This window comes from Flavobacterium myungsuense (assembly GCF_042677265.1).
Classification (GTDB): Bacteria; Bacteroidota; Bacteroidia; order Flavobacteriales; family Flavobacteriaceae; genus Flavobacterium; species Flavobacterium myungsuense.
Genome location: NZ_JBHTIZ010000024.1, coordinates 14,753 through 41,323 on the forward strand (window position 1 = coordinate 14,753; position 26,571 = coordinate 41,323).

At 31.5% G+C, this 26,571-nt stretch carries 16 protein-coding genes; 5 read left to right on the forward strand and 11 right to left on the reverse strand.

Annotated features, from left to right (window positions below):
• Positions 1 to 67 precede the first annotated feature (67 nt).
• The 5 genes from ACFQ0S_RS09345 to ACFQ0S_RS09365 form a co-directional block, all read right to left on the reverse strand.
• Positions 68 to 1,015 carry a transglutaminase family protein gene (locus tag ACFQ0S_RS09345; protein WP_379758491.1) on the reverse strand — a complete coding sequence of 316 codons (948 nt, stop codon included), beginning with the start codon at positions 1,013 to 1,015 and terminating at the stop codon, positions 68 to 70.
• 5 nt (positions 1,016 to 1,020) lie between these two features.
• Positions 1,021 to 1,974 carry an alpha-E domain-containing protein gene (locus ACFQ0S_RS09350; RefSeq protein ID WP_379758494.1) on the reverse strand — a complete coding sequence of 318 codons (954 nt, stop codon included), beginning with the start codon at positions 1,972 to 1,974 and terminating at the stop codon, positions 1,021 to 1,023.
• 39 nt (positions 1,975 to 2,013) lie between these two features.
• Positions 2,014 to 3,450, reverse strand: a complete 1,437-nt coding sequence (locus tag ACFQ0S_RS09355) for a circularly permuted type 2 ATP-grasp protein (RefSeq protein ID WP_379758497.1) — start codon at positions 3,448 to 3,450, stop codon at positions 2,014 to 2,016.
• A gap of 332 nt (positions 3,451 to 3,782) precedes the next feature.
• Positions 3,783 to 4,664 carry a hypothetical protein gene (locus ACFQ0S_RS09360; protein ID WP_379758500.1) on the reverse strand — a complete coding sequence of 294 codons (882 nt, stop codon included), beginning with the start codon at positions 4,662 to 4,664 and terminating at the stop codon, positions 3,783 to 3,785.
• Positions 4,664 to 5,920 (reverse strand): MBOAT family O-acyltransferase, encoded by a 1,257-nt coding sequence (locus tag ACFQ0S_RS09365; protein WP_379758503.1) that lies wholly within the window; start codon positions 5,918 to 5,920, stop codon positions 4,664 to 4,666. The genes ACFQ0S_RS09360 and ACFQ0S_RS09365 overlap by 1 nt, the downstream gene beginning before the upstream one ends.
• 5 nt (positions 5,921 to 5,925) lie before the next feature.
• Here ACFQ0S_RS09365 and ACFQ0S_RS09370 point away from each other — a divergent pair, with 5 nt between their 5' ends.
• The 4 genes from ACFQ0S_RS09370 to ACFQ0S_RS09385 all read left to right on the forward strand — a co-directional run bounded on the left by ACFQ0S_RS09370 (position 5,926) and on the right by ACFQ0S_RS09385 (position 10,371).
• Complete coding sequence (locus ACFQ0S_RS09370) at positions 5,926 to 6,090, forward strand: hypothetical protein (RefSeq protein WP_379758506.1); 165 nt, start codon at positions 5,926 to 5,928, stop codon at positions 6,088 to 6,090.
• 742 nt (positions 6,091 to 6,832) lie between these two features.
• Positions 6,833 to 7,228 (forward strand): response regulator, encoded by a 396-nt coding sequence (locus tag ACFQ0S_RS09375; protein ID WP_379758509.1) that lies wholly within the window; start codon positions 6,833 to 6,835, stop codon positions 7,226 to 7,228.
• 26 nt (positions 7,229 to 7,254) lie between these two features.
• Positions 7,255 to 7,794 (forward strand): heme NO-binding domain-containing protein, encoded by a 540-nt coding sequence (locus ACFQ0S_RS09380; protein WP_379758512.1) that lies wholly within the window; start codon positions 7,255 to 7,257, stop codon positions 7,792 to 7,794.
• A 90-nt stretch (positions 7,795 to 7,884) separates the two neighbouring features.
• Complete coding sequence (locus ACFQ0S_RS09385; protein WP_379758515.1) at positions 7,885 to 10,371, forward strand: PAS domain S-box protein; 2,487 nt, start codon at positions 7,885 to 7,887, stop codon at positions 10,369 to 10,371.
• 297 nt (positions 10,372 to 10,668) lie between these two features.
• On the opposite strand, the gene ACFQ0S_RS09390 is transcribed toward ACFQ0S_RS09385, so the two are convergent.
• The 6 genes from ACFQ0S_RS09390 to ACFQ0S_RS09415 form a co-directional block, all read right to left on the reverse strand.
• Entirely contained in the window at positions 10,669 to 15,615 is a 4,947-nt protein-coding gene (locus ACFQ0S_RS09390) for a LamG-like jellyroll fold domain-containing protein (RefSeq protein ID WP_379758518.1), read from the reverse strand.
• 894 nt (positions 15,616 to 16,509) lie between these two features.
• The gene (locus tag ACFQ0S_RS09395) at positions 16,510 to 18,087 is read right to left on the reverse strand and encodes a G-D-S-L family lipolytic protein (protein ID WP_379758521.1); all 1,578 of its coding nucleotides are present in this window, start codon (positions 18,085 to 18,087) and stop codon (positions 16,510 to 16,512) included.
• Positions 18,088 to 18,117: 30 nt separating this feature from the next.
• Positions 18,118 to 21,072, reverse strand: a complete 2,955-nt coding sequence (locus ACFQ0S_RS09400) for a TonB-dependent receptor (RefSeq protein ID WP_379758524.1) — start codon at positions 21,070 to 21,072, stop codon at positions 18,118 to 18,120.
• A 270-nt stretch (positions 21,073 to 21,342) separates the two neighbouring features.
• Entirely contained in the window at positions 21,343 to 23,187 is a 1,845-nt protein-coding gene (gene glmS / locus ACFQ0S_RS09405) for a glutamine--fructose-6-phosphate transaminase (isomerizing) (protein ID WP_379758527.1), read from the reverse strand.
• A gap of 9 nt (positions 23,188 to 23,196) precedes the next feature.
• A complete protein-coding gene (locus tag ACFQ0S_RS09410) occupies positions 23,197 to 24,780 on the reverse strand; it encodes a DUF4270 domain-containing protein (RefSeq protein WP_379758530.1) in 1,584 nt (527 codons plus the stop codon).
• Positions 24,781 to 24,801: 21 nt separating this feature from the next.
• Entirely contained in the window at positions 24,802 to 25,608 is an 807-nt protein-coding gene (locus ACFQ0S_RS09415) for a glycogen/starch synthase (protein WP_379758533.1), read from the reverse strand.
• Between the two features lie 107 nt (positions 25,609 to 25,715).
• Between ACFQ0S_RS09415 and panC the strand changes: the two genes are divergently transcribed.
• Entirely contained in the window at positions 25,716 to 26,564 is an 849-nt protein-coding gene (gene panC / locus ACFQ0S_RS09420) for a pantoate--beta-alanine ligase (RefSeq protein ID WP_379758536.1), read from the forward strand.
• Positions 26,565 to 26,571 lie beyond the last annotated feature (7 nt).

Here is a 26,571-nt window from a genome sequence, read left to right on the forward strand (position 1 = left end):
AAGATATCAAAACAAAAAAAAGACTGTCAGAATTGGCAGTCTTTTTGATTTTATAAGTATTCGTTTTTTATTGCTGTTGTTGATGCACATGTTCAATGTAATCCAACTCTTTTTGTTTTTCTAAAGATATTTCTTGTAATTGTACTTCGTTTACTTCCTCAAATTGTCTTCCATCTTCATATTCAACAGAAACAGAAACTGATAATTTTTGCTTTGCTAAGCCTTTAAAAGTTCCTTTAACGGGAGTACAATCGCTAAAATTTCTTCCTACTGAAAGTTTGATATGGTTGTCCATAGTCCAGATATTATTGGTAGGGTCTATTCCGAGCCAGCCTTGTGTAGGCGTATAAATTTCTACCCAAGCATGTGTAGCGCCTTCTCCTCTTAGACCACTTTTATTTGGGCAAACATAACCACTTACATATCGTGATGGGATTCCTGCAGTGCGAAGAAGCTGCAATAATACGTGAGCAAAGTCTTGACAAACTCCTTTTTTGTGTTGCAAAACTTCATCAAGAGTTGTCTCTATATTGGTTATGCCTTTTGTGTAAGAAAAATTAGAGTATATATATTGGTTGCATAACCTTGCAATTTCAATAACGGGTTTGTCTTGGTATTTTATTTTATTGAGTATAGCAATAATTTTATTTTGCTTTTCTATATCCTCAGGATAGCTCAATCTTAGAAGCTCAATACTTTTTTCTTTTTCAACTGCTAAATCTTGAATAGTAGTTATATCTATTTCAGGAATTTTTAACGAATGATTTACCCTAACAATCATCCGAGTTTCAATAGCCATTTCGGAATGTACTTCTAGAGTATTAAAGTTGCCAACTCTATTCCCATAAAGGTCTTGTGATATATCTACATTTGGGTTGTTAGTGATGTTGAGTTCAAATTTAAGTACGTCCTGATTCTCAAAATTATAGGGAAACAAGCGAATTTCATTAATGCTTTCCTTAATAGGCCAATTGTATTGGTATTTCGTGCTGTGAACTATTTTAAAAACCGCCATTTTGTTTAGGTATAAGAGAAAAATAATTTAGAAAAATCTGTCGAAAATTGAATTAATTGTACTTTCGTATTGTTGAGTAATTCTTCTAGTTGCTGATTGGTTAGGTGCTGGTAATCTGTAAATTCCACATAGCTTTTAAGTCTCCCAAATTGATTTTGCAATCTTCTTGCTTCGCTCAAATTGTTGTCTTTAAATAGGCTTTCAAGATATTTATCAATATATTCTAAAGTATACGTTACAGAGTGAGCAAAATCTCTATTAAAAATAACTTGCTGAACAATTTTACGATTGTGCGGGATGTTGCTATAGCTTTTTAAATACAATTCGTAACCGGACAACGACAACAGTAGTCTTCTCCAATACAGTAAATCTTCGTCTCCATCTAGATTGTAATTGATGGTTTTATAATACGCTTGAGTTAAAGAAATGGTTTGCAGACACCTTTCGATGTGCTTGCCTATGCTAGAGAACCACCAGCCCAATCCTCGAGGCATCGTAACATGAAGAATACCATTGTAAAGTAAAAGATCTTTGTTAAGTTTGGTAATAATATTTAACGCATCATTAGTTTCTAATTTTTTTGGTAACTCTGGTGAATTCATAAAATGATACAACGAGTTGATGTGTTCCCATAATTCTTTGGTTATCTTATCTTGAGAACCTCTAGCATTTTCCCGCGCTTTGATTACTAAATTTTTAACTGAATTGTAATTTTGATTGTCGCAAATAATGTACTTCAATACAAAGCTTGTGTCATATTGTGATCTGCTTATTTGTTCTTTAGTCAAGTCGGTATAATATTCTAATAAAGGCTTGTATCCTTGCGAATCATTCATTTCTTTATCAAAAGATAAGATATAGAAAGTGTTTAAAGTAAGCAACATTCCATCGGTTCTTTCCATGTAGCGACTCAACCAAAACATTCCGTCTGCCACCCTACTGAGCATATTTACATTCATTTTGTTTTTTTTAAGTTTAGAATTAGTCTTTTTTTATCACTATTTTACAATCCAAGTGTCTTTACTTCCTCCGCCTTGAGAGGAGTTTACTACTAGCGATCCTTCTTTTAATGCTACTCGAGTTAGCCCTCCGGGAACTATTTCTACTCCGTTCGGACCATATAAAGCGTAAGGTCTTAAATCGACATGTCTAAGTTTTAGTTCACCATCTATTAAACACGGAACAGTACTCAATTGAATAATAGGTTGAGCAATAAAGTTTCTTGGATTTTCAAGAATAGCGATTTTTGCTTTTTTAAAATCTTGTTCGGTTGCTTTGTTTCCCATAATCATTCCGTAACCACCACTTTGATTGGTTTCTTTGATAACCATGTTTTCCATGTTGGCAAAAACCAATTCGCGTTCTTCAATATTCTCCATTTGATAGGTTGGAACATTTTTAAGAATTGGCTCTTCGTTGAGGTAGTATTTTATCATATCAGGGACATAAACGTAAACGGCCTTATCATCAGCAACACCGTTTCCAACGGCATTTACTATAGCTACATTTCCTTGTTTGTAGGAGCTTATTAATCCTGGAACTCCAAGGGCACTGTCAGGTTTAAACACTAATGGGTCTAAATACTCATCATCTAAACGTCTGTAAATCACATCTACTTGCTGCAATCCAGAAGTTGTTTTCATGTAGACTTTGGAATTATTAACCACTAAATCTCTTCCTTCAACTAATGGAATTCCCATTTGTCTTGCTAGAAAAGTATGCTCATAATAGGCTGAATTGTAGATACCGGGCGTCAATAAAACCACATTAGGATTTGAAACTCCTCTAGGAGACAAAGACACTAAAATATTATGTAAAATCATTGGGTAATTCCCCACCATGCTTACGTTGTTAGAAGTAAGCATTTTTGGAAATATACGCTTGGTTATTTCTCTGTTTTCAAGCATATAGCTTACACCACTAGGGCACCTTAAGTTGTCTTCTAAAACATAAAATTCTCCTTTAGCACCTCGAATTAAATCGATTCCGGCAATATGAACATGTATATCATGAGGGATTTTTACACCATGAACTTCTTGAATATAATGAGGGCAAGATGCAATTAGAGAAGCAGGAATTATGCCGTCTTTTACAATGTGCTGTTCGTTGTAAATATCTTCTAAAAATAAATTTAACGCTTTTAATCTTTGCTTAATTCCTTCTTCAACTTCAAGCCAGTCTTTTTGAGTAATAATTCTCGGGATAATATCAAAAGGAAATATTCTTTCAATTCCTTGGTTGTCATCACCATAAACAGTAAAAGTTATTCCTTGATTCATAAAAAAATCGGAAGCTTGCTTTTGCTTGTTTTCTAGTCTTTCTTGATTTAAACCTTGTAAAGTTTGAAGCACATGACGATATGAACTTCTAACGCCTTTACTAGAAAACATTTCATCCCAACCATTAGGGTTTAATTTAGATAACAATTCTAGCATAGTATGAGTTTTATTAAAAAATTAAATTTTAGCTCATTATATTTAAATAAATTGCTGTTTAACGCTAAAATAGTATATTATTTTTTTAAAAACTTATATTTTAATATAAAATTGATAATTTATGCCGTATTCTTTTTTTTGATAATTGTTTTTTGACAATTTCTTTTTTAAAAAATCTTTTTTTTCGAATTTATCAACAGTCTATTTGTTAAAGACTCTAATTTTTACGGGGTGTATTTGTATAATTTACAAAAAAAACAGGAATTGCCCTAAATTTTTTAGGGGTTAAGGTAGTTTATTGTTATTTTTAATTTATGCAAACAACAATTTTTTTATTGGTCTTTAAAAAATAGGAGAAGCACTTTTTGAGTAAACATTCGTGCTCCTTTATCATTCAAATGTCCGCAAGAGGAAAAATAGTCATCTCCTTGAACTAGATTTTCTAAATTATGTATTTCAGGATATAATTTTGTGACTTTCTCAAAGTAATCCATTCCTTTAACATTTTCGCAAACAGGAGTCGTTACAGTAATTAGTTGAATATTGTTTGATTTGCAAATTTGTTTAATTTGTTCGTAATATTTGTTCTTCAGCGGATTTAAGCGTCTGTAATCATTTTTCATATTCGTTCCTTTTTTTGAAGGTAACGGATAATAGCCGTTATTATTTAAATGATTAGTTGGTTTGCCAATAATGGATTGATACATTTCTCTAAACCCAATTTGTGAATCGTATTTTATGTATCTATAAAAAGGAATGTAATACCACAACGAAAACTCTTTTTCGGTTTTAAAATGGTTTGCAATAACCGAAGAGTGATGTATATAAGGAAGATAACGAGCTGTAGTGCCTTCGTCTCTTTTTTCGTTACTCAAACTTAAATCGGCTTCAAGTATAATGGTATTGATTTTATAGTTGCGTTCCATCATAAGCTCTAACAACATTGCTGTTTCAAATAAATGAGAACCACTCATGCCGTAATTGAACGTTTTTAATCCTCTATATTCAAAAAGGTCAGGCACAAAATGATTGTTAGCTCTTGAAGTTCCTAAAATCACCACATCATATTGAGTAGGCTTTCTATTAAAAACAGCTTCTACTTTGCCGCGGTTAGAAGAACGCAAGTAGACATAAGTATAAATCGCATCTAGACATGCTGCAGTTAAAAGCAGAATGACAAACGTTTTTGTAATAAGTATTAAAAACTCTTTCATTAGAATTGAAAATAAATAAATTCTTTATAATCAGAATAGGTTCCTAAGGCTAAAAGCGAAGCGATACAAATAATCAGTTTTAGCATGGATTGCTTTCCAGAAATTGGTTCTTGTTTGGTTCTTGTATTCCATTCGACAACAATAAATAAAATAATTAGCATTATAATTTCGTAATTGTAACGACGATTTGCTAGATACTGCCATTCAAAAGCACCATTGGTAAACAGTAGTTTAATATAGTCGAAAGCGGCAGTTATAGAATTGGCTCTAAAAAATATCCAGGCAAAGCAAGTTAGAATGAAGGTAAATAGAATTTGAAAGACCGTTTTAAAAGAATCAAAATTTAATTTTAAAGTAATGGTTTCAATATTCGATCGGTTTTTGTTTTGAAGTAAAAGCGGTAAAAAGTACAATGCATTTAGGAATCCCCATGCAATGTACGTCCAATTAGCACCGTGCCAAAAACCACTGAGAAGGAAAATTATGAAGACATTTCGCACCTGTTTTAGTTTAGTTCCTTTGCTCCCGCCAAGTGGAATATACACATAATCTCTAAACCAAGACGATAACGAAATGTGCCAACGCCGCCAGAATTCGGCAATATCACGAGAGAAATAAGGATAATTAAAATTTCGTAACAATTCTATACCGAACAATTTAGAAATTCCAATAGCCATATCAGAATAGCCAGAAAAATCGCCATAAATTTGAAAAGCAAAAAAGACGGCTCCTAAAGCCAATGAAAGAGAGTTCATTGACTCATAATGATCAAAAATGGCATTGGCATAAGTGGCGCAAGTATCAGCAATGACTACTTTTTTTACCAAGCCCCAAACAATCATAAAAATTCCTTCTTTAGCTTGTTGAAAGTTAAAAACTCTTTTTGTTTTTACTTGGGGTAATAAATGAGTTGCTCTTTCGATTGGGCCAGCAACCAATAACGGAAAATAGCTAACAAATAAAGCATAATCTGTAAAATTATTTTCGGCTTTGATTCGGGATTTATACACATCAATGCTGTAGGATAATCCGTGAAAAGTATAAAAAGAGATTCCAACAGGAAGTATCCATTTTAGGGTTAATGGGCTAACCATGAAACCAAAATTCTGTAATAAATTTGAAAAAGAAACAGCAAAAAAGTCATAATATTTAAAAATTCCTAAAAACCCAACATTGATAATGATACTTGCCCAAAACCAAAACGATTTACTTTTTGTAGTTGTACAATCTTGAATTTTAATTCCTGTATAATACACTAAAAATGTTGAGAAGAGTAATAAAAAAAGAAAGTGCCAATCCCAAAACGAGTAAAAAACATAACTTACCAATAATAAAAATGCGTTTTGAACTGTTTTCGTTTTTGAGAAGCCCAACCAAAACAATAGAAAAACGATTGGCAGAAAGAGAGCGAAATGGAGAGAATTAAAAAACATAAAGAATCAAGAATGGATGGAATAGAACTTTGAATACTTATTCAATTGCTAAAATAACATTAAATTTCTTTAACGAAAAACTATTCAAACTTTAAAAAAAATTGAATTTTTAAAAATAGAAAAGCTATGTATTTTATTTGAATAGTTTTTATTCCTCTTTTTCATTGTTGAGTGAAGAAGCAATGAGCAGCGATTATGATTTTAGGAGTTCTTCTATTAACTTATTAATCATTTCTGGTTATAAGACAAGGTTTTTGAAACCTTGCAGGACTTAAAGCTTATCAAAAATCAAAATTTTATTTATCGAATTCAGGTTATTGCTATTTTTAAACAAAACCCATGATTACAAATACATAAACAAAACAGATTTAATACCAATCGCTTGCAATATAGTTATAAATAAAAGAAAAACAGCCTGATCTACAATGCGAATTATCTTACATTTTTTCGACGAAATTCATTTTGCTGTAGACGAAGTGTTTTGAACTTAAATTATCCTATTATTCTTTTGTTCAAACGTTTAAATATATATATGTTTGTTATATTAAATTTGAATTTAAGGTATTTTTTGCTTTTTTTTTAACACTTGATTATAAAAAAATTGAAATAGTATAGAACTAAATTAAGTTTAGAAATTTTTGTTGGTTTTGTGCTAATTTAGTAAAGTTTGAAAAAATATAAATAAATCTTTAACTAAATTTTTAGGTAAATATGAAAAAACATTAAATTTTAGTTATGAAAGTTTTAATAGTTGAAGACAATAAAATTGCTTTAATGGGGATAAAAAAAGTATTGTCTGAATATCCTAATATAGAAATAAATACTGCTGAAAACGGGATGATAGCTTTAGAGTTCCTCACAGTAAACCCATCAGAATTACCTCATTTCATCTTACTAGATTTGAATATGCCAATAATGAATGGTATTGAATTTCTAAAAGCAATTAAAAAAAATGAAAGTTTAAAAACCTTACCTGTAATTATACATACAACATCTTTTAATTCTTCAGAAGTTAAAAAGTGTGAAGAGTTAGGAATTTGCGGCTATTTTGTAAAAGAATTAGATATGGTAAAATACAAATCTAACATCAAACTCATAGCAAATTATTGGACAGAATCAAAGAGACATTAAAAATTCAATTACCTAAATAACACTTCATGAAAGGATTTATTTTTACCAATTTTATAGAATTTGTTGAAACAACCCACGGATTAGAAATGGTTGATGAAATGATCACTAATTGCAATTTACCCTCTGAAGGTATTTATAGTTCATTTAGCAACTATGACTTTGATGAATTAGTTAGTCTTTTAACTTATGTCTCTAAAAAGACAGATGTCAATCCGGAAATTTTATTAGAGAAATTTGGGATTTTTGTTTTTCCATATCTTATCGGTAAGCATTCCTATATCATTGAGCACTTCGATAATGCTTTAGATTTAATAGCAGGTATTGAAAATCATATTCATATTGAAGTAAGAAAACTTTATAATGATGCAGACCTTCCAACTTTTAGAGTTGTTGAAAAAACAACCAAAAAATTAAGTGTAATTTATAATTCTTCAAAAGGGTTAACCTACTTTGCTATAGGTTTAATAAAAGAAACCTTAAATCATTTTAATGTTAGTGGAGCTGTAACTATTGACAAGTCTTTTGATGCTAAAAATGGAGTAAAATTTGATATTGAACTAAATTAGATACCTGTAATTTAATGTTTTTTACCTGTAATAAATACATTATCATTTTTCCTTATTTTTTTATTTAAATGACTAAAAGACCTATTTATTTTGCTTACAAATAATATAGAAATATTAAGAAAAGCACTTGAAAGAGAGCGAAAAGCTAGAGAACTTGCTGAAGGTTTTGTAGAAAATCGCTTGAGGGAGCTTTATGTTAATAACATACAGCTTTCAAATAGAGTATTGACTCAAGAAGAATTTCAGAACGATCTTTTAGACAATCTAGTAGATGCATTATTTGTAGTTGATTTTAAGGGTGAAATTTTAAAAATTAATAAAGAAGCAATGAAACTTCTTGGCCTTAATAATGATTTTAAAATAGATAATTTAACACAATTTTCTAATAGACACAAAAAGGAAATTCACAAACTATTAAGCAAAGATAATCTTGAAAGCGAAAATGAAGTTTTTTATTATGAATTTATAAATGCAAAAAAAGATAAAAAATACGTTACTATTAAATCGAAAATTTTAGTTGATTCTGAAAAAATCCCCTATGCGCACCAAGCCATTGTAAGGGACGTAACCGAAAAGTATTTGCTTGACTTAAAAGTACAAAAGCAACAGCAATTTGAAAAGTTTGAATCACAGATAGTAAAAGATTTATTAAAGAGTAATGATATTTTTACCAATGCTTTTGACTTGGTGAATCATATAGCTGAATTTTTAAATACGGATGATTGCGTATTTTATGGTTTTATAAACGGAGAGTTAGTCCAATTAGCATCAACAAGTAATAAATTAGACGCGAATCACATCATAAAAAATAAATTATCAATACCCATAGATAAAGGTGTGGTTGGAAGAGTAGCAAGAACTAAAAAAGGCGAAATAATTAATGATACCACTAAAGATAAAGATTATATTATTGACGATTTGTCTCGGCTTTCCGAAATTACTGTTCCCATTTTGTTGGATGACCAGGTAGTTGGAATTATTGATTCTGAACATCCTGAAAAAAATCACTATACTAAAGATAAATTAGCTGCTTTATCTAAAATTTCAATTTTAATTTCTCTTCATATAAAAAATTCATCTTCAGAATTAGAAAAATTTTTAAAGCAACAAGAACTAGAAGCTACCAAAAACAGATTAGAAATTATTTTTGAAAGTTATTCGGATTCTAAAGTTATAGAATCTAAAGACGGACATATAGAATTTGCCAGCAATGCTTTTTTAAATCTTTTTAACATACCTACAGAGGCACATGATCAATTAATAGGCTTATCTTGTGAAATTGCAAGAGAAAACCTTAAAGGTTTTTTTCTTTATGAAAATGAATTTGTTAGTAGAGTTGAAGAAATAATTAAAAATCAAGAGGCGGTATATGATGAAATACTTGAATTGAAAGACGGTAAATTTGTTTCTAGAAGTTATACCCCAATATTACTAAACGGCAAATTAGACGGTCATGTTTGGAGATATAGAGATGTTACACTTCAAATTAATTATGATAAAAGTTTAGAATTTCAAAATACAAAATACAAAAATATTATTGAGAATATTAATCTTGGATTAATGGAAGTTGATAATAATGATATCATTTTATCTTTAAATAACGCTTTTTGCACTATGAGTGGTTATGATTCTGATGAACTTATTGGAAAGAGAGCAAAAGATGTATTAATTACAAACGAATATTTAGAAATCTTAGATAAGAAAATAAGAATTAGAAAAGAGGGTATTGATGATGTATATGAAATTGAAATTTTAGCTAAAAATGGAGAAACGAAGTATTGGCTAGTAAGCGGTTCTCCTAATTACAATATTAATGGTGAAATAATCGGCTCGTTAGGTATTCATTTGGATATTACAGAAATAAAAACCTTAATTTTTAAAAACGAAAAATTAATTTCAGATTTAACAGAGAGTAATTTAGAACTTTCTAATTACGCCCATATCGTATCCCACGATCTTAAAACACCTTTACATAGTATTGCATCGTGTGTCGATTGGATTAAAGAAGATAATGAGGGTAAATTAAGCAAGGATAGCTTAGAGTATATTTCTATCATTAATGAATCTATAATTGATATGAATCAGTTAATTTCTAGTACTTTACAATATTCTGAACTTAGATCCTCTCAAAAAGAACACAACAAATCTGAAACTCAGCTAGTTGTTGAAAGCATTATAATGAATATAGATATTAACAAAATGAAAAGTGTTAGTATCAATATACTAAAGCCATTACCAGTTATTAAATTAAACAATACTAAAACCAAACAGGTCTTTCAAAATTTAATTGAGAACGCCTACAAGTATAGAGATGCCAATAAAAAAAGTATTGTTACTATTAATTGGGAAAATCAAAATGAATTTATACTGTTTTCTATTGAAGACAACGGCATAGGTATAGCCGAAGAACATTTTGATTTCATTTTTCAAGTCTTTAAAAAACTAAATAATAGAACAGATTCTAGCGGTATCGGATTATCAATTGTTAAAAATATAATTGAGTCTGCGGGTGGTAAAATTTGGTTTGAATCAAAATTAAACGTAGGCACTACCTTTTATTTTACTTTACCTAAATAACATTTTACCAAAAGTGATTTAATTAAAAAGGTAAAGTACGTTTAGATAGAATACTTAAAAAAACAAAAAACAATCCACTTCGCCATAATGGCTTTGATTAGTAGTTTATCTTTCCTGTGATTATCTAAACAGGAGCAACTCCTATAGTTATTGGAGCCTCATGAATAGCTGCTTTATATTTTTTTATAGCTTGTAAATCACTTCTGGATATACCAGAAGGTTTTTATAAATTTTATTTTTCATTTTTTTGATCTGTAGGAAATAATTAATTGGTATCAAATAGGAGCAAGGGATTTTTTAATTAATGATAATCTTTTTATTAATATAACCTTTTGATGTTTGTACTTTTACAATATATGTTCCAGAACTTATATTATAAACTGGGATTTTAATTTTTGCTTGATCTTCATTTTTAACCTCCCAAGCATTTAAAAATTGACCAAGAATATTGAATAGAATAACTGATTTTACTTTTGTATCTATTGCGTTGTTATTTACATTTATCATTTTGTCATTTTTTGTAAATGCTACCATAATGTTTTCGTTTGAGACTAAGATATTTTCCTCTATAGCAGCTGTATTTTTAAATCGTAAAGAAAAACGATTATTTACAGTTCCTACAGGAAGATAAATTTCGAAAGCTTCTTTGCGAATGTCATGATATAAATTAGTAACATTATCAAAAATATATATGTTTTGATTCGAATCAAATTCTTCAAGATTATCAAGATTAAATTTCACATTTCCTTCCACTGCGGTAACAACTCCTAAAGGATACACATTTGAAGTATTAAAATAGCCATCACCTTGAATTACTAGTTTTGTATTGGTATTTAAGAAATACATATCGTTTGGCTGAACATCAATCATATTTGCATCATAGCCAGTATCAATCCCACTAGTTGCGTTTTTGTCCATGAATCCAAGAAGTAATTGCCTGTGGAGATTATTTGCAGCTATGAATCCTAATCTAATTTTAGGGAATTCAGTTTTTGACGGAATTACATCATTTTTATTATTGAATTTATTTTCAACAACAGTTGAAGCAGATTTTCTGAACAAGGGATTGGGATTTGTTTCATCATATTCTTTTATAAAAGCTCTCTGGCTGTTGTCAAAATTTATGATTCCACCTGTACTACTTCCATATAAAATAAAACCTTGTCCTACGGGAATGTATCTTCCAGGAACTCTGTTGCTTGAACCTAAACCACTAATCCCAGCTGGAGCAACTGCAGCAGCGCCTCCAACAAGGTTTCGAGTTGCATATCCTCCTTGGTATTGAGCCAATACGTGAGAGCTATTAGTACTATAATGCTCCCAAAAATATAATGTTCCAGTTATAGAATCAATATTTGCATTGATAAAAGCATAGGAATCTAAAGCAGATGCGTATGGATTTCCGCACAAATTGATGTTGTTGGCTGCAATTGTACTAGTAATAATCCCATTATTTGGTTTTCCTACAAAAGTATAGTTTTGAGTTTCTGTAGCCGCACCACTTCCTTTCAAGGTAAATCCTTGAGCTGGAAGTAAAGTTCCTGTTTGGGATACTCTTGTCCAATTGGCATAAATAGGAGTTAGATTTTGGAATTTATTTATCCAATATGTACTTAATGTAATTGGGTTTGTGGGACTACCGTCATATCCAGATGTCCAAACGATATCCTGAATATTTTCGGGATATGTTCCGTCTTTCATAATACCAGCAACCGTAAAGGAATTATTGTTGCTAGTAGTCTTTATTGACCCCACAGGAGATGACCAATAATTATAGTTGAATTTATTTGATTGTCCTTGTTGGTCTCTTTCAATATATCCAGCACTTGTAACTTCTAAATCACTATTTATGGTTTGAATCAATTGTGATTTTCCTTGTAAGTCTATTTTACCGTCTAATTTTAGATAACTAGAAATTTCTATTTTTGAATCATTTGCTGCCGTTAATGTGTTACTGTCTACTAATAATCCCAATACGGTTTTATTACCATTAGATGAGATATTATGTGAGGTTTGAACTATATTCCAATCAATTCTTGTTGAGGCATCAATACCAATACTATTAGGGACATCCCAAACTGGATAATTGGTCCAAGTATTGTCCGTTTCCCAATTTCCATCAGCTACTGAAGTATAAGGAATTGGTGCTGTATCTGGTTCTTGAATATAAATGCCTTTCAATTTACCATTTTTAGAGTTTCCAGATTTATCTACTAAATAGCCATTATTGATGTCGCTTGCACGATTCATTTGATAATAACCTAACAAATTAGTCCAACTTAAGTCATTTGTATTTTTGGGAATAATTACTCCTTTTACATTGCCATTCCCATCATCTGTGATTTCCTGATTCATCGTTTGACGAATTTGATCTACTGTCAAACAAGTATTCCAAATGCGCAGTTCGTCTGCATAGCCGTTATAATAATTATGAGGAATGGACTTGTTTTGACTCATTGCACCCAAAATAAAATCCACATTATTCCCTGTTGGGTTTGCGCCAGCAGCGGTATTATCCAATATTCCATCGATGAATAATTGATAGTTTGTACCGTCGAAAGTTACCGCAATATGATACCATCTATTAGTGTCTATGGCATGTGTGGCGATTATGGAATTGTTATCCCAATTGAATGAAACAAAATTGTTAACCAATCTTAAATCATAGCCGTCAGTTGAACTTGGGCTGAGATGTTTTGAGAGAATTGTTTGTGTATTGCTATTGGTAGCGTTCGGTTTTATCCATGCCTCTATGCTAAAATTTCCACTATTTAAATTAAAGTTATTTTTAAAGTTAACATTGTCATCATTTCCATCAAAATTGACAACATTACAAAGCGAAAGTGTTATAAGAGCTTCGTCAGTATTGTCGCAACTTGTTGTCCATCTTAAGGTATAAATTCCAATATTTGGGCTGTAAAATTCTGAAGTTGGACTTGTGCTATCCGAAAATATTTCTCCACCACCTGACGGACCACTAATGATTGACCAAGATCCTGTTGTTCCTGTGTTTGCTGCTAAGGTAACATTATCGCCACCACAAGCTGATATCTGATCGGGACCCGCCATACCTGCCAAGCATAAACTTTTATCAATGGTTACTTGAATTGCACCTTCAATAGGTAAATTGCATTCAGATGTATCATATCCTTGAAAAAAATTCTTTGTGAAAGTAATTCCTGAAATAGCACCTTGACCTGTTATGTTTCCAGCATCTAAAGAAACCACAGGATTACAACCTGCATTTAGTATTATATCACAATCAGTTGTAACATCAAGGTCGAAGCTTACATCTGCATATATATATTCAGGATGACCAGGCGTTATGGGTAATGTACCCAATTCCCAAATAATTTTATTCAATATTGGATCGAAATAGGGGGCAGTGTTTGGTGCAAAACCATGGTAGGTGTGATATACAATAGTTCCTGTAAGAAAAATTGAGGTTGCTGGAATTGGAATTGAAATTATAGTGTTGTTTGTAGCATCGGTACCTTCATTTGTGATATCGAGTGAATAATTAATTGTTTGACCAGGCAATGCATTTAGTATGGGAGGGTTTGTAATATTATTAATCGAATTAACACTTATTAATCCTTTCGGTTCAGGTAAATAAGCGTCAACTGACATGGCGAATCCAAAAATGGTATATATATCAGAGTTGGATCCAAATCTAAAAGTTGTAGAAGTTTGATTGTTAGCAATGATTGAATTACCTGCATTTGGGATTGTGTACATACTAAAATCAACCCCTGTGTTGTTTACTAAATTAGGAATACTATTTCCAGCAGCAGGGAACGGGAATATTGAAGAATTAAAGAAGTTAGTAGTTGAATTGCCTGAATGACTTAATACCAAATAGTTCGCAGGATAAACCGTTGGATCGGCATTAAGTTTTTGCACAGCTAAATAATCACCAGTTAAGGCAACATCTCCTTCGCTTGCCATTACCCCCAGTTTCATATTAACAGGCCCTGAACCAACAGTTGTAAATCCTGAAATAGGGATGAGGCCATATTGACCTCTGTTCGCTTGTCCATTTATATTAGCATACCCATCAAAAAGTGTAACCGCACGACTTTTCATCAAAGGATTTGAGTAAATTACTACTATTCCCCAACCTCCCGAATAACCAGGTGATGCATCGATTCCTTCTTTTAAAGCTATATCGGCTACAGTGTATGCACCAGTTCCATGTGCTTTTACATAATCTGTGATTTCTTGGTAGCCAACAAAAATTCCACTTTGGGCAGCTCCAGGAAACCAGATGTCAGAATTTACACCATTAGGTTTTGCCGTGATTGTAATGTAAGCTGCATCGCCTGGTCCTTTTAGAGAAACTACTTTTTTGTCATACACTTTAGTTAAAGTTGTATATGTAGGAACAGTACCTGAAACAATAACCGTTGCTGAAGAACTATTTCGAGTATTCGCCGGACTTAAATTTGTTGCGGTGTTTCTGATTAGTTGATTAATGGTTAAAGTTGTCGTTCCATCTACAATACTATAGGGAGTAGTAAGAGTTGCAGTAGCTGTGGTTCCTGATACAATTATGTTTACAGGAATATTTGTTGCAGCGCTACCATTTATAGAAAGTGTTACTGTATTTGGAGCCGCATTATTGGTGTACCTAAAAACATAGGTATTGCCATTTCCTGAAAAGGTATAAATAGGGCTTCGATTGTTGTTACTAGGATTGTTTCTATTTATATTTAAATTATAATTTGTATTAACTATATACTGATTGTCAATTACCATCAAATTATCATTGATTGTTTTTGTTCCACTTTGAACTTGTTTTGAAGCAGTAAAAGAATCAAGATCATCTGATTTACCAGTCCAATAGAGTGCTGCAAAAAGAACATTTGAACAGTTTTGATTGGCACCATTTTCCCCAGAATTAGAAAGTTCTAGAGTTGCCGTTGAAGAATTAAGGGTAGCAGGGTCACCATCAATATCAATGAATTCCATTGTGTTTCTTTGATTGTTGGTGGTGTTGGAGTAATTTGCAAGCGATAAATTAGTATTTCCAATTAATGTAAAGTCGCCTTTAATATTATATATTTTTTGAGTTGGTGAGGCTGAGGAAGTTCTTTGAGAAAAGTTAACTTGTGGTGTTACCTGTGTTTGCGCCTTAACGTGAATAGTTACGAAAAATAATAGTATTAAAAATACTATATATATTATGTTATTTTTAGTAGTAAAAAGACAGTTTTTTTCAGCTAGTAGGGTAGTTTTTTCCATAACGTTATCATTAATAATCGTTTTTAAATTAGTTTTAGAAAAAATAAATTTGGGGCACAAACTCATTTTGCATTACTTTTTAAAATTATTCAATAATTTAAAAATAACTGATTAAATACTTAAAAATTCGATTAAATACATATAAATTTAATTTTTGTAAGTATATAAATACAAATAAAACGATTTAGTTTTAGTCAAAATAGTTTTTCGTGTTTTTGCATCGGGGTAATTTAGCACAGATTATAAAATTTGTATGCAACTAAAAGAAGGCTCTATATTTCTGTAAAGGCTTTCTTTGCTTGAATACTTCTTACTGATAGTTTAAGGCTCAAGAAAAGGGCTCAATCTAACCCGATTGGGGCTTTGATACTGTGAGTTCAAGTATTTTTATAATAACATGTAAATCGTTTCTATATACCAAATAAGGATCTGGTTATAAATTTTGCTTTTATTTTTTTGATATTTCTTTTGATTGATACAGCTTGAAGGTTAGACTATATTTATTACTTTATCTTTTATTATTTTATTCCCACCATAAATCATTAGTGCTAAAATTTTGCTTATCTTCAAGTGATTATTGTAATGCTTTTTTTATTGTATAAGATATTGCTACCTGTTTTTATGTTAAAGAGAAGTTTTTATTTGTTTAACAAACTTGAAAAGAGGTTCAAACCAATGTCTTGATAATAGATTAATGAGACTTAAGACATCACAAATTTTACATTATGAATGTTGATTTTTCTCCTGTTTAGTAGCTTTATCTATGTTTCTTTGATAGAAAGAATATTTAAATTATTTATGAAATCTAAAAATATCAAGTAAATTAGACCTTTTAATTAAAAAAAAAACCACCACATAAAATGTGATGGTTTTAAATAAAGAAATATATTAATTTTAAAAAGCTTGTGGATTAGCAGGAAATAATATTCTATAATTTCCTAAATCAACTCCTTTTAAATTCGAACCGTATTTTGCATTAATGGATTTTATGAATTCATTTGCTATTAACGCATATCCTCTTGGGCCAGGATGAACTCCGTCTAATGAAAAGGCTCCGCCTGTTACGTATGTAGACCTTAAAGTAAAGCCATTTGCCGAAACACCTTTTGTAGCAACTTCATTTAATACTGAATTAGCATCTACAAAAGCCAAACCTTTTGAATCTGCCAATGATTTAATAGTAGAATTATAGGCATCGGTAGCTGTTTTTAACTCAGCAATCTCACTCGGTACCAAAACGTGTCGGTCTGGTAACGGGAATGTAATGCCGTACGCTCCAAGACCTGCTTGCAATATAGGTGCAGGAAGATTAGTGTTTTGAGTTCCTATAACTCCTCTTGTTGTAAGCGGAATTAAATCGCCTGTATTGGATTGACGCGCTTTACCATAAGTTGCACCTAAATAGTTTGCTAATGCAACAAGTGTAGGATTTCCGCTATTTGTTGCGGCAAAAACTATTGTAGCACCTTTATCTTCTAATGATTCATCTTGAATTATTAATGGATTATTTGCTGTTGTTGACAACAAACTAAATCTATCTGGTAATATAGAGCTTAAAGCTGACATAAGACTTGAATTGATTGCATTTATTGTTGCAATATCTCCCGCAGAAATAGGATAAGTAACACTACAATTTGGCTCATCAGTATCTTTAAAATAAGAATTAGGATTTACAGGTTTTACAGAAATTGTAGTAAATTGAGGAATGCTTGTAACATATGGGATATTTGCAATTACTCCCTTTGCCCCATTTGAAGTTAAAGTGTTAACCAAGGTAGAATAAGCAAAATCAAAGGTTGCTGTAGGTGTAATTGCATCTATAGTTGGATCACCGCCCGCTAAAGCATATCCTAATACATCATTATTTCCTATCCATAAAGAGAAAAATGTTGGTGATTGTGCCATTGCATCCTCAAGAACTGATTTATTAGGGTTTGAAGCTATCCTAACATAATATGGATTTGCTGTTGCAGGAACAGTCCCCAAACCAGCTGGATTACCATAACCATTAAAAATTAAATGAAAGCTCTTTGCTCCAGGAACACCCATATTATTGAATATTCCGCCTGAATTAGGCGCAAACGTTTCTGTAGTTGAAGAGCCTGTAACAGGTACTGGACCGCATCCATCAAAAAACAATCTTGGTCCAAATGATGGATTTGGCGCACCTCCAAATAATAGTCCTCCAACATTATCGGCCATAAATGGAATTTTAAATTCACCTCCGCCAACTTGAGCAAATTGTTGTGCTAAAATATTGGTGTATGAGCCCTTTTGACCTTCAATAAATAGTGCTCCATCGCTAAATCCTGCTGTTAATGAATTTCCTAAAGCAACATATTTAGAAAAGTCGGCAGTTCCTGAAGTTAAGGGCGCCCCGTCAGATGAATTTGAAACAATAGTTTCGTCGTCATTATTACATGCTACGAAGGTTAATGAAACCAATAGTAACCATTTTATATTTTTTATCATGATATTAATTTTTATGTTTATTTAATACAATCAAGGTGTAATTGTCCAAGAAGCAAAATACTGTTGCCCTATTAGACCTGCTCCTAATACTTGTTGGTATTCTTGTCCTCCAAGGTTTGATGCACCTATTTTAAGTATCGATTTTAATTTTGGAATACTATAATTTATTTGAGCATCTACAACTGTAGCAGCTTCTATCATTCCGTCAGCAAAATTAGATTGCCATAAATATTCACTATTCCATCTTGCACTTAGATTAAACCCAAAATTTTTAAATAATTTTTCATTCCCTATAGATGCTTTTACTCTATGCTTTGGAGTATTGAACGCAGCTTCGAAATCTTTGTCTTTAGATTGATCAAATTGAAATTCAGCATAATTATAATTAGCACTAATTTCAAAATTTTTAATGATTTTTTTAGAAACTCCTAGTCCAAAACCTAATGATTTAATTTCTAAAGTTGTATTGGTATACAATTGAAATACTCGTGTATCTCCGTTAGCAATTGCAATTACAGATTGTTCAGTAGAAACTGCAGGGTTTGGATTGCCAGCACCAGTTAATGTTATGTTATCTGCAGCTGTTCCATAATAGGGTGCAATTACATTTAAATTCCCTAAGAAATCATTGTATATGTTGTAATATCCATTAATATCAAATGCAAAATCTTTAATTTGACCTCTGTATCCCAAATCAAATGCTTTAACCGTTTCTGGTTTTACATAATCTGCATTTGTTTTTCTAAGCAATGCCGCTGCACCTTGTAAATTTGTTGGATTTGCTCTAGCAAAGTTTGCAAAATCTCTAGCAGAAGCTGCTGTATACGAATTAAAATAAGCATTTTCTCCATTTAATGTAACTGTTGAGGTAGGTCTCCCGTTTATAGCAGAAAGAATCGCTTGTCCCGTTGCTGATATAGAGCCATTAGCACCGCCACCGCCTCTAATTTCGGTATATCTCGTTAAATTGTCTGGTGCTGAACCTATAAGTACCGCACTTCCTACATTAAACCCAATGTATTGATCTTGTGTTGTTGGGTTTCTAAAACCAGTTTGAAATGAACCTCTAAAATTGTGGTTTTTATTCTCGCCTGCAGAATAGGCTGCAGAAACTCTTGGAGAAAAATTCCCGTCAAAATTTTGAGATTTATCATAACGTACCGATCCTGTCAATTTTAATCTATCTTCCATTAATTTTTTCTGAACTTGAGTATAAGCTCCGAATTCTCTATAATCTATTTGACCATTAGCATCTGTATATATTCTTCCTCCTGAATTTAATTCATACAAACGAAACGATCCTCCCACCTGAATTTCAGCTGGTTTAAACACATCTTTAAAGTTATAATTGGCATCAGAATGCCAAATTCTGGAATTATCTTGTAATCTTGATCCTGTAAGCACATCCGGATTTGCGATAACTTCATTAAATGCTTTTTTAAATTCAGGGGTTCCAGGTAAAAATCTTGCGCTTCCTGTCGCAGCAGGCAAGGCTATCCCTGCTGGAACAATATTATTATCTGAATATCCTCTAGCAATAGCATGAGCTTGTTGAGGAGTTTGTCCTGCTAAAGTGGATTGAACATATGCTAAAGCGTACTGTCCAAACCAAGTATTATCATCTTTCCATTTTCTATTTACGTTTAATGCTGTAAAAGTCATGTCGTATGATCTTCCGCCATCTTCAGTAGTCGTATACCCTCTAACAAAGAAATTTTTACCTTTTACCTCCAATTTATGTTGTTGCATAAAAAAGTTATTCAAGTAATATCTATTTGCTCCTTGATACACCGTATTTCCTGTGCCGAACTTACTTTGTAAAATAATTTCAAAATCATTTGCCCATGGTCTAATATGTAGTGACATATCTGCTTTAGCATTTTTAACAACATTATCTGTTAAATCGGTTTCGTTATAGCCTGTTCTACTAATATTATAGTTAGGTAAAATTTGATTAAATGAATTAAATTGACTTTGAGTAATTCTTCCTGCATCTAATAATCCTTTTGCAACTCCGTTTAAGTTGGTTGTAGCTTCGTCTCCATAAACATTTATTCCATTATAATTATGAAAGCTTCTGTCTAAACCGACGTTATTATCCAAATCTTTATCTCTGTAATCTGTAGCAAACCAATCTGTTCCTTTCATAAAACTAAAGTTGGCTTTAGCAGCAAAATGTTTAGAAAAAGCATGAGCCACTCGAATTCCGTAGTCATAATAATCATTATTCCCTGCTGCTTTTTGACTCGTTTGTCCAAATTTTGCATAGGCCGTTATTCCTTGATTTGTAAATGGGCTTTGACTGTTCATAAACAATATTCCATTGAATGCATTTGCGCCATAAAGAGCAGATGAAGCTCCTGGTAAAAGCTCTACATTAGCTACATCAATTTCAGAAACACCTATAAGATTCCCTAAAACAAAGTTTAATAATGGAGAAGAATTATCCATGCCATCAACTAATTGTAAAAATCTGGTATTGGAAACTGTTGCAAAACCTCTTGTATTTATAGACTTAAAAGACATACTACTTGTATTCATATGTACTTCTTTTAAGTTTTCCAAACCATCATAAAAGGTTGGAGAAGCAGTTTTCTTGATGTCTTTTGCAGTCATTCGTTCTATAGTAACAGCAGACTCTCTAACTCGTTCCGGTGTTCTAGAAGCTGAAACTACAATTTCATTTAATAAAGTTTCTTCATCTACAAGAGTTACACTTACTTTTTGATTGTTAGATTTAATATCTATTTTTTTTGCACCATACCCAACACTTGAAACCTCAATGGCATAAGGTGGGTTTTTAGATGATTTTAATTCAAAATTACCATCTAAGTTAGTAACTGTTCCTGCCGAATCTCCGATAATCTTAATATTGGCTCCGGAAATTGGTTTTTTGTTGACGTCTTTGACAACCCCTGTAATTGTAGTTTGCGAGTACGTTATTCCGCAAAAAAACAATAACAAAATAAATAAATACACTTTCATTTGGTTTAATTTTTATTTGTTTATTAAGCCAAAGTACAAATATTTTTGAAATTAATAAAAATAGTAACAATTAATTTTTGTATTTATAATTATCGTTACTTTTTATTATATATTTATTATTTTAATAAAATTTAAGCTTTTATTAACATTTTAAGAATAAGCCTAAAAATAATACTATGCACACCTATAATTTGACGCTAAATTTAAATTTATTGCAAAAAAAACGCCTCAAATTATCGAGACGTTATTATTAAAATATTAAAACTTTAACTATTCAACCGTAACCGATTTAGCTAAATTTCTTGGTTGATCAACATTACATCCTCTCATTACAGCAATATGATAGGATAAGAGTTGCAATGGAATTGTTGTTAACAAAGGAGATAATGCATCCGAAGTATTTGGAATTTCAATTACATAATCTGCTAATTCCCGAACTTGAGTATCGCCTTTTGTAACCACTGCAATTATCTTTCCGCTTCTTGATTTAATTTCTTGAATATTACTCACCACTTTATCATAATGTCCTTGTTTAGGAGCTATAACAACTACTGGCATATGTTCGTCTATTAAAGCAATTGGACCGTGTTTCATTTCTGCAGCTGGATAACCCTCAGCGTGAATATAAGAAATCTCTTTAAGCTTTAAAGCTCCTTCTAAGGCTACTGGAAAATTATATCCTCTACCTAAATACAAGCAATTTGGAGCGTCTTTAAATTTCGCGGCAATTTCTTTTGCTTTATCATTGGTGGTTAATGCTTCGGCAACTTTTTCTGGGATAAGTTCTAATTCCTGTAAATACCTATGAAAATCAGAATTTGAAAGAGTTCCTTTGGCTTTCGCTAAACGCAAAGCAATCATAGTTAAAACTGTAATTTGAGTGGTAAATGCTTTTGTTGAGGCAACACCAATTTCTGGACCCGCATGTGTATAAGCACCAGCATGAGTTTCTCTAGAAATAGATGACCCGACTACATTACAAACTCCAAATACAAAAGCTCCTTTTTCTTTAGACAATTTAATTGCTGCAAGCGTATCGGCAGTTTCTCCTGATTGTGAAATGGCAATTACCACATCGTTTTTATTGATGATAGGATTTCTATATCTGAATTCTGATGCATATTCAACCTCAACAGGAATTCTTGCAAACTCTTCAATAATATACTCAGCTACTAAACCAGCATGCCATGATGTTCCACAAGCAACTATAAGAATTCTATCAGCATTTAGAAATTTTTCTAAATTATCTTCGATACCTGCCATTTGAATTAGCCCTTTATTGGCATGCAATCTTCCTCTGTAAGTATCTTTTATTACGTTCGGTTGTTCGTAAATCTCCTTAAGCATAAAATGATCATAACCTCCTTTTTCTATTTGCTCCAAATTCATTTGCAATTCTTGAATATAGGGATCTACAAGGCTATCGTCTTTAATTTTTCTAATTTTTAATGGTTTGTGCATTCTAACAATTGCCATCTCCTCATCTTCTAAATAAATGGCATTTGAAGTATATTCTATGAAAGGAGATGCGTCAGAAGCAATAAAATATTCGTTTTCTCCAACTCCAATCGCTAATGGACTTCCTAAACGAGCCACAACAATTTCATCTGGATTTTGTTTGTCAAATACGCAAATAGCATAAGCTCCTACTACTTGGTTTAAGGCTACTTGAACAGCTTTTCCTAATTTTAATTTTTCCTTCTTTTGAACTTCTTCAATTAAATTTACTAAAACTTCAGTATCAGTATCTGAATGAAAAATATATCCTCTTTTGATTAATTCTTTTTTTAACGGCTCGTAATTTTCTATAATTCCGTTATGAATTATAGCTAAATTACCTGAATTGGATAAATGCGGATGAGAGTTTACATCATTAGGCACTCCGTGAGTGGCCCAACGCGTATGTCCCATTCCGATAGTTCCGTTAGTAGTAATTTCTTTTGAAATTTCTTCTAAATCTGAAACTTTACCTTTCGTTTTAGAAAGTTTTAAATCGTTACCATCATACAAGATCAATCCTGCACTATCGTATCCTCTATATTCTAATCTTTTCAACCCTTTTATAATAATTGGGTAAGCTTCTCTATGTCCTATGTATCCTACTATTCCGCACATAATTTTTAATTAATTAGGTTTTGTATAATAAATTTCAAATTTCAATCTTTTTTCATAATCCTTGTCTCCACGAGGAATATTATTTCCAAATAAAACTATTCCTAAAGGATTTATGACTGAAGATGTTGGTATTTGTTTAATGCCTACGCCATTAATACTAATTGGTGTAGCCAGTTTTTTAATACTTACATCGTTTATGTTTTCTGTAACTACTAGTCCCAATTTTACATTAGTTACAGTATCATTACTTATTAAATTCCTGATATGATTTGTCAATCTTATCTTATATCTAGTTCCTTTTTTTTCTACTTCTTCAATTATTCCGCCGTGAACCGTTTTATTTAATTTTGAAGTTTTACCAATAGAAGCGTCTAGAGAATAGTCTAACAATTGTCTTTTATTATTTAAATCATATAAATAGATTCTATTGGGTTCGTTATCATTTTTCATTGCAGCGGCATCAATAGTAAATGTTAAACTGGCATCATTGATAAGATATTTACTTTTTCTCAACAAATCTAGCTCATTATCTTTAAAAATATCAATCACCGCCATTGAACCTTCGCCTCCTTTTAGGAATAATTTTTCATCTCCAATAGTACTATTTGGCGATGCTATTCCGTCAGAATAAATTGGTAAATAATTATTTTGAAATAAATTTACTGAATTTCCAGTTAAGTTGAGCACAATAGATTTTGAAACTCTATCTTTTTCATCTGTTTCGGTAAGTGATTTGTTTTCTTTATATTTTATAGTTATAGTTCCTTTGCTAAAATTGATTAACGCTAACTGCGAGTAAGTTCCTGATTTTTCTACTTTGAAATACAATCCTCTAAAATAATTTTTAAAAACATCATTCGTTGCCAATTTTCCTGATGGGGCTTCCAATATTTTGGATTTAAAATAGTTGATATCAAGATTTAGTCGCATTCCTGGGGCTGTTCTAACTGTAGAAGTTACTTTTCCATCTGAATCTTTGGTCTCTTCTTTGTATTCGGCATCACTAAAAACAAATTCATCATTTTGAGCCGCCTCACCATTGTTTAATCGCTGGCCTTTTACGTTATCAAAAAGACCATTTTGGTTAGAATAATAAACTTGACCGTCTTGAGTTGCAGGGTCAAAATCTCTCATATAATATCCTGATTCGTATACTCCTAATTTAATTTTTGCGTCTTTAGGTCCGTAAATAGAATCTAGGGTGTAGGTACTATCTCCGTCAGTACTAGTAGTAGTTTTTGTAGCGTCTGTAAAATAAGGAATGTATAAAATAACACTTTCGATTACTGGTTTTAAAGCAGTGTCTATAGTTGGATTTACAGTTTGTAAAACTACTTGAGTAGCAAAATTTGCAGTAGTTTCTCCAAAAGCAGTATTGTTATAAATCCCTAAAGCGTTAATTGGCAGATTATTGGATTGTACTGGCCCTATATTTTGATTGAAAGCTACTACGCTTGGCTCTATTTTAGTTATTTCAAAATTATCATCGCCAATAATATCTGTTCCAATTCCGTTAAAATCTTGATCACAAGCAGCAAATAGAATGATTGTTAAAGTAAATAGAATGTATTTTTTTAATGGAGTAGTATTCATGCTTGACTTTAAATTATTGAATTATAGTAGCGTATTTTTGTAAAAATTAGTATACGCTTCAGCAAATTTATCTTTTGGAGTGAAAGGTAAAAAAGGTTTACCTGAGGATTCTATAAATTGTGTTAAACTTGAAGATAAATTGTCTGATGCAACGATTAGCGCGTCAGAATGAAGTATAGAAGCTTTTAATACATTCTCATAGTTTGGCAATTTTAAATGTGCAATCGCTTCTAAAGGAACATTATCAAAATTTACTTTATTTATCATTTCAACATCTAAAGTACCATCAAAAGACTGACTATAAACAGATGTTATAATTTTAGTATGTGCAAACAATGCTTCGTCTTTATAAAAATGCTTCATATATATGGGCAACATGGCGGCCATCCATCCGTGCACATGAATAATATCAGGAACCCAATTGAGTTTTTTTACGGTTTCTACAACACCTTTTGCGAAAAATATGGCTCTTTCGTCGTTATCTGAATATAAAACCCCGTCTTCATCGGTAAAAGTTGCTTTTCTTTTGAAATACTCTTCGTTATCTATGAAGTAAACCTGAATACGCTCTTTAGGTATAGATGCAACTTTGATGATGAGTGGCAAATCTAAATCATTTACCACTAAATTCATTCCAGACAATCGAATTACCTCATGCAATTGATGTCTTCTTTCATTAATATTTCCATATCTTGGCATGAAAATTCTAATTTGCCCTCCTTGATCGTTGATCATTTTAGGAACGTCATATGACATTAAAGATACTTCATTTTCCGCTAGATAGGGCACCACTTCAGATGATACGTATAATATCCTCTTTTCCTCCATATTGTAATTTACTTTACTTATTGTCAATAAAAACAGTGCAAATTTACAAAAATTTATGCAGTTAATAACTAAAAACTTAAGTTTGCACCTATTTCAAAAATAAACACATGTTAATTTTCGACAAAAAGCTTCATTTGTTAACCTATTTATCTACAATAGTAAGTGATAAAGCCTCTCTTGGTTTTGTGCCTACTATGGGAGCCTTACATCTGGGTCACCTTTCCTTAATAAAGGAATCTTTACTTAATAACGAGATAACAGTTGTTAGTGTATTTGTAAATCCGACGCAATTTAATAACCCGAACGATTTGTCAAACTATCCAAGAACATTAGAAAAGGATATTGATAAGATTAAATCTATATCATGTAAAGTAATCATTTATGCTCCAACAGTTGATGATATTTATGAGGGAAAAACCATTACAGAACATTTTAATTTTGATGGCTTAGAAAAACTAATGGAAGGTCAGTTCAGACCAGGACATTTTGACGGGGTTGGAACTGTTGTTAAGCGCTTATTTGAAATTGTAAAACCAACAAACGCCTATTTTGGAGAAAAAGATTTTCAGCAATTGTTAATTATAAAAAAGTTAGTTAAAACATTCCGTATTCCTGTAAATATTATTATCTGTCCTGTTTTTAGAGAACCAAACGGACTCGCTATGAGTTCTAGAAACGAACGACTAAGTTCAGATGAAAAAAATGAAGCGGCCTTAATTTACAAAACCATTAAAGAAGTAAAAATAAAATTTAAAACTGAAAGTGTTTTATCTATATCCAATTGGGTTGAAAAACAATTTAAAACTGTTCCTAACCTAAAATTAGAATATTTTGAAATTGCCGATGAAACATTTTTATTGCCTTGCAAAAGGAAAAATAAGAACACAAATTATAGAGCTTTCATTGCTGTATATGTGAACAATGTAAGATTGATTGATACCATTTCATTAAATTAATTACTTT